7 protein-coding genes are annotated in these 5,203 nt (G+C 62.5%); 3 read left to right on the forward strand and 4 right to left on the reverse strand.

What is annotated here, in order from left to right:
• Positions 1–140: 140 nt before the first annotated feature.
• Entirely contained in the window at positions 141–380 is a 240-nt protein-coding gene (locus Q0S71_RS15390; protein ID WP_295997387.1) for a hypothetical protein, read from the forward strand.
• 82 nt (positions 381–462) lie between these two features.
• Positions 463–1,398: an exopolyphosphatase gene (locus tag Q0S71_RS15395; RefSeq protein WP_295997390.1), complete on the forward strand. Its 936-nt coding sequence runs from the start codon at positions 463–465 to the stop codon at positions 1,396–1,398.
• Positions 1,399–1,465: 67 nt separating this feature from the next.
• Here the strand turns inward: Q0S71_RS15395 and Q0S71_RS15400 are convergent, their stop codons facing one another.
• Together Q0S71_RS15400 and Q0S71_RS15405 are read right to left on the reverse strand one after the other, a co-directional pair.
• A complete protein-coding gene (locus Q0S71_RS15400; protein WP_295997395.1) occupies positions 1,466–2,719 on the reverse strand; it encodes a nitronate monooxygenase in 1,254 nt (417 codons plus the stop codon).
• Between the two features lie 168 nt (positions 2,720–2,887).
• Positions 2,888–3,370, reverse strand: coding sequence for a YajQ family cyclic di-GMP-binding protein (locus tag Q0S71_RS15405; protein ID WP_295997399.1), 483 nt, complete (start codon positions 3,368–3,370; stop codon positions 2,888–2,890).
• Between the two features lie 183 nt (positions 3,371–3,553).
• Here Q0S71_RS15405 and murB point away from each other — a divergent pair, with 183 nt between their 5' ends.
• Positions 3,554–4,582 carry a UDP-N-acetylmuramate dehydrogenase gene (gene murB / locus Q0S71_RS15410; RefSeq protein WP_295997402.1) on the forward strand — a complete coding sequence of 343 codons (1,029 nt, stop codon included), beginning with the start codon at positions 3,554–3,556 and terminating at the stop codon, positions 4,580–4,582.
• A gap of 37 nt (positions 4,583–4,619) precedes the next feature.
• Here murB and Q0S71_RS15415 read toward each other — a convergent pair whose 3' ends face one another.
• Positions 4,620–4,934 (reverse strand): pyrimidine/purine nucleoside phosphorylase, encoded by a 315-nt coding sequence (locus Q0S71_RS15415; RefSeq protein WP_295997407.1) that lies wholly within the window; start codon positions 4,932–4,934, stop codon positions 4,620–4,622.
• Between the two features lie 49 nt (positions 4,935–4,983).
• On the reverse strand, positions 4,984–5,203 hold a 220-nt coding region (locus Q0S71_RS15420; RefSeq protein ID WP_295997410.1), incomplete at its 5' end, for a chemotaxis protein CheB.

The following is a 5,203-nucleotide window of genomic DNA, read 5'->3' on the forward strand; positions in this document are numbered from 1 at the left end:
GTCAACCGGGTTGATGAATTCTTGCCTTGGAACTGCAACTTACCAGCAGCTCTCTGAGATTACGCCGCTTCCCAGCGGTGTGACGCCATCATCGATCAAATTACCAACCCACTCAAGACGTCACTGGGCAGACGCTTACGATGGACCTGGCGCCGCTGCAAACAATATTGGATCAACATCGCGGTACGATACTCGCCCGGCTCGCCGGACTGGCTGAGCCGCACGGAGATGAGGCGGTCCGCCGGCTGGCCGACTACTGTTACGAATTCCTCCCCTGGCCCATCCGCATGGCCGTCAAGAAACCGGTGTTCGTCGACTTCGTGCTGACCCACCGCGAACCGGTGTTTGCCCGGCTGAATCGGCAGCTAAATGTGACGTAATGCAATTTGCCCACACTATTACTGGGCAGGCATGGGATTGGGTTGTATCATTAATCAGTGTTCAATCCAACTGAGGTATCCCATGTCAGAAGCAAAAAAATATCGTCTTGTAACGCGCAGCGACTTCGATGGACTGGTCTGCGCCGTTCTGCTGAAGCACCTGGACATGATCGATGACATCTTGTTTGTGCATCCGAAGGACATGCAAGACGGCAAGATTGCGATCACCGACAACGACATCACCACCAATTTGCCGTTCGTCGCCGGCGCCCACATCGCCTTCGACCACCACCTGTCCGAAACGATACGCAACACCGGCGAGCGCAGCAACCACGTCATCGATCCCGAGGCACCCTCGGCCGCGCGCGTGGTCTACGATTACTATGGCGGCACGGACTCTTTCCCGGCCTCCTGGGGCGAGATGATGGCCGCCGTCGACAAGGGCGACGCCGCCCGCTTCAACGAGCAGGAAGTGCTCAATCCTGAAGGCTGGGACTTGCTGAACTTCCTGATGGATGCGCGCACCGGCCTGGGCCGTTTCCGCGAATTCCGCATCTCGAACTACAATCAGATGATGGACTTGATCGACGCCTGCAAAAACCACACGATCGCGCAGATCATGGACATGCCGGACGTGAAGGAGCGCAAGGACCTGTATTTCGAGCACAGTGAAAAGTGCAAGGACCAGATCCGCCGCTGCGCCACCGTCCACAAGAACCTGGTCGTGCTCGACCTGCGCAACGAAGAGACTATCTTCGCCGGCAACCGTTTCATCATCTACGCCATGTATCCCGAAACGAATATCTCGATCCACGTGCTGTGGGGCTTGAAGAACCAGAACACCGTCTTCGCCACCGGCAAGTCTATCCTGAACCGCACGTCGAAAACCAATATCGGCGCGCTGATGCTGGAATACGGCGGCGGCGGCCATGAGAATGCGGGTACCTGCCAGGTCGACAATGAACGCGCCGAAGAAGTGCAGGCCGCCCTGATCGCGCGCATCAACAACGAAGGCTGAGCGCCGGCTCCCAAATAAAAAAGGCACGGTCTGCATAGACCGTGCCTTTTTTTATCGCCCGCCGCGCTCAGAGTTCTTTTTCGGGCAGGGCGATGTCGTTGTTGACGCTGAACTGGTAATCCTTGAACACGTGCTCGGCGCTCAGCAGCTGGTAGTCACCGTTCGCCAGCTTGTGCGTGGTGTCCTTCAGGCGGTAGGTGTAGTGGCCGCAAGTCCAGCAATTGAAGTTGCGCATGTGGGTGCACAAGCAGGTCTTGTCCATCACCACGATGTTTTTCTCGTTCGGATGGGCCGCCACTTCGCGGTTATAGGAATTGATGTAGGCGCAGTTGCCGGTCGCGTCGAGCAGGTAGCCATAGGACTCGCAGCCGGGACGGATGCCGGCGCCAATGGCCGGCGTGTTCTTGAGCATGCGCATCGGATAGCCGGTCGGCGAGACGCCGTTGACGATGATGTCGTCTTCGCTGGCCTTGACGTATTCCTGCTTGACCTTGGCCGGTAAGCCGCACTCATGGGTGATGGTGAAGCGCGTCGCCACCTGCACGCCGGCCGCGCCCGCTTCAAGGAAGCTGACGGCGTCGCTGCCGGTGAACACGCCGCCGGCCGCGATCAGCGGTATAGCCAGCTGCTCGGCCGCCAGATAGGCCAGCACTTCCTTGGTGATGGTCATCAGGTCGTAGTCGGCCCAGTCCATGCCGAAACCGAGGTGGCCGCCGGCCAACGGGCCTTCGACGATGATGAAGTCGGGCAGCCGGTCCAGCTTGGCGTTCTTGCGCAGGAAGATCTGCAGCGCGCGCACCGACGAAACGATGATGCCGAGCTTGGCGTCGCGGAAGCGCGGGTGGTCGGCCATCAGCGCGAACGAGCCGAAGTGCAGGCCGGCCGACAGGGTGATGCCGTCGATGCCGGCGTCGAGCGCCGCGTTCAGGCGCACGCGCAGCGTTTCGCGCGGGCCGTTCATGGTCAGCTTCTCCATGCAGTTGACGAAGATCAGGCCATCGCCCTTTTTCGCCTCCATGGTCTTGCCGATGTGCAGGCGCTGCGCTTCGGCCAGGCGGCCCAGATCGAACTGGACCACGGCCTTGTCGGTATTGTTGATGTTGAATTTGTACAGTTTCGTCTTGTCTTTGACGAAAGTGGTGTCGAAGCGGCGGTCGGAAACATCCTCCACCATCGCGTCCGAGATATGCCCGATGCCGTTCAGCCGGGCCGCTTCCAGCGCCAGCTCCGAGGTCGAAATATCGACGCCCATTCCGCCTATCATGATGGGCACGTATTCTTTTTTGCCGAACTTCAGGCGGAAATCATCAACACGTTTCATTGCTATCCTTAGACTACCGTGGTTTATCACTGAGCCAGATGTGCGCCGGCGCCTTGGCGGCTGAACCGCGGCGGCGCCGCGCGCGCTTCGCACAGTCTCAATTCTACCCTATGCGGGCAAGGGGCCCTCCGGCGCCGCCGCTGCGGACGGCGCCGAAGGGACGCCGCTTCAGTCGCGGAAGTTGTTGAATTCCAGCGGCATGTCGACATCCTTGCGCAGCATCGCCATGGCCGCCTGCAGGTCGTCGCGCTTGGCGCCGGTGATGCGCACCGATTCGCCCTGGATGCTGGCCTGCACCTTCAACTTGCTGTCCTTGACGATGCGCGTGATCTTCTTCGCGTCCTCGGTCTCGATGCCGTTCTTGATCTTGATGATTTGCTTGATCTTGTCGCCGCCGATTTTCTTGATGTCGCCATCGTCGAAGAAGCGCACGTCGACCTTGCGCTTGGTCAGCTTGTTGGTCAGCACGTCGCGCACCTGGGTGAGCTGGAATTCGGAGTCGGCGAAGGCCGTCAGCTCATTCTCCTTCTGCTCGACGCGGGCGTCGCTGCCCTTGAAGTCGAAGCGGGTCGAGATTTCCTTGTTGGCTTGCTCGATCGCGTTCTTCACTTCGATCATATCGGCTTCGCAGACTACATCAAATGAGGGCATGGTCCATTCCTTTTCATTGTGGCGGGCGCGCAGTTGCGGCGCGCGGGGCGGCGGGCAACTCCTGCGAGTGGCGCGGCCGCGTTAAAGATGCGACATTTTAACGGACAACGGTGGCGCCGCCCCCGTGCGGCGCTGGTTTTTTGTGGGTTTCGCACTATAATCGAGCAAAATATTTGGTATCCCATGCACCCAGACCTCGCCATCGAATACAATTTCCCGCTCAAGACCCTGAACAGCTTCGGCATTGATGCTCGTGCGCAATGTTATGCGCGCATCGAGTCGCTCGCCCAGTTGCGCGCCGTGCTGGCCGAGCCGGCGCTGGCGGCGCTGCCGCGCCTGGTGCTGGGCGGCGGCAGCAATATCGTCCTCGGCGGCGACTACGCCGGCCTGGTGCTGCACATGGCCTTGCCGGGCATGGAGCTGGTCGGCGCCGACGCGCACGCCCACTACGTGCGCGCCGGCGCCGGCGTCAACTGGCACGCCTTTGTGCAATGGACGCTGGCGCGCGGCCTGGGCGGCCTGGAAAACCTGTCGCTGATACCGGGCACCGTCGGCGCGGCGCCGATCCAGAACATCGGCGCCTATGGGGTCGAGATCAAGGACGTTTTCCATAGCCTGACCGTGTTCGACAGCGCCAGCGGCGCGACGTTCGCGCTGGACCGGGAGGCTTGCCGCTTCGGCTACCGCGACAGCGTCTTCAAGCACGCCGAGGGCCGCGACTGGCTGATCGTCGACGTGACGTTCGCGCTGCCGACCTCGTGGCAGGCCAATCTGCGCTACGCCGAACTGGCGCAGGCGCTGGCCGAGCGGGGCGTGGACGCGCCGACGGCGCGCCAGGTGGCCGACACCGTCATCGCGATCCGCCAGCGCAAGCTGCCCGATCCCGCGCTGATCGGCAACGCCGGCAGCTTCTTCAAGAATCCCGTGGTGACGCGCGCGGAGTGCCTGGCCCTGCTGGAGCGCTATCCGGCGCTGGTGCACCACAGCCAGGCCGACGGCGGCGAAAAGCTGGCGGCCGGCTGGTTGATCGACCAGTGCGGCTGGAAGGGCAGGAATCTGGGCCCGGCCGGCGTGTATCCGAAGCAGGCGCTGGTGCTGGTGAATAACGGCGGCGCCAGCGGCGCCGACATCCTGCGGCTGGCGCAGGCGATCCAGCGCGATGTGCAGGCGCGCTATGGCGTGCTGCTGGCGCCGGAACCTGTGTTCGTGTAACTCCGCCGGGCGCGCGCGCCACGGCGGCGCCGCTTTCTTAAGCGAAGTGGCAGACGTAGTCCAGCGTTTCCACGGTCTCGATGTCGAAGTGGCTGTTGCCCGGCACCTCGAAGCGCTGGCCGCCCTGGTACTCTTGCCAGTCCGTGGCGCCGGCCAGGCGCACCTTGCATTTGCCCGCCACCACTTCCATGATTTCCGGCGCGCCCGTGTTGAAGGTCAGCGCCGAAGGGAAGATCACCCCGACGGTCTTCTTGCTGCCGTCCGCGAACAGGACGGTGTGCGAGACGCATTTGCCGTCGAAATACAGATTGGATTTCTTGACGACGCTGACATTGTCCAGTTGTGTGCTCATGTTGCGCTTTCCTTAGGGGTGAATGGATTCGGTGCCGCGGTCCCGCCTGTCATGCCGTCTTGCCGCCCACCTTGGCGCGCAGGGCGGCGCCGATCTGTTCCAGCGGCAGGATCTGTTGCGCCGCGCCCAGCTCGGCCGCCGCGCGCGGCATGCCGTAGACGGCGCTGCTGGCCTGGTCCTGCGCGATGGTGGCGTGGCCGGCGCGGCGCATCGCCAGCAGGCCGTCGGCGCCGTCGCGGCCCATGCCGGTGAGCAGCACGCCGAGCGCC

It is taken from the genome of Rugamonas sp. (assembly GCF_025354735.1).
In the GTDB taxonomy this organism is placed as follows: Bacteria; Pseudomonadota; Gammaproteobacteria; order Burkholderiales; family Burkholderiaceae_D; genus Rugamonas.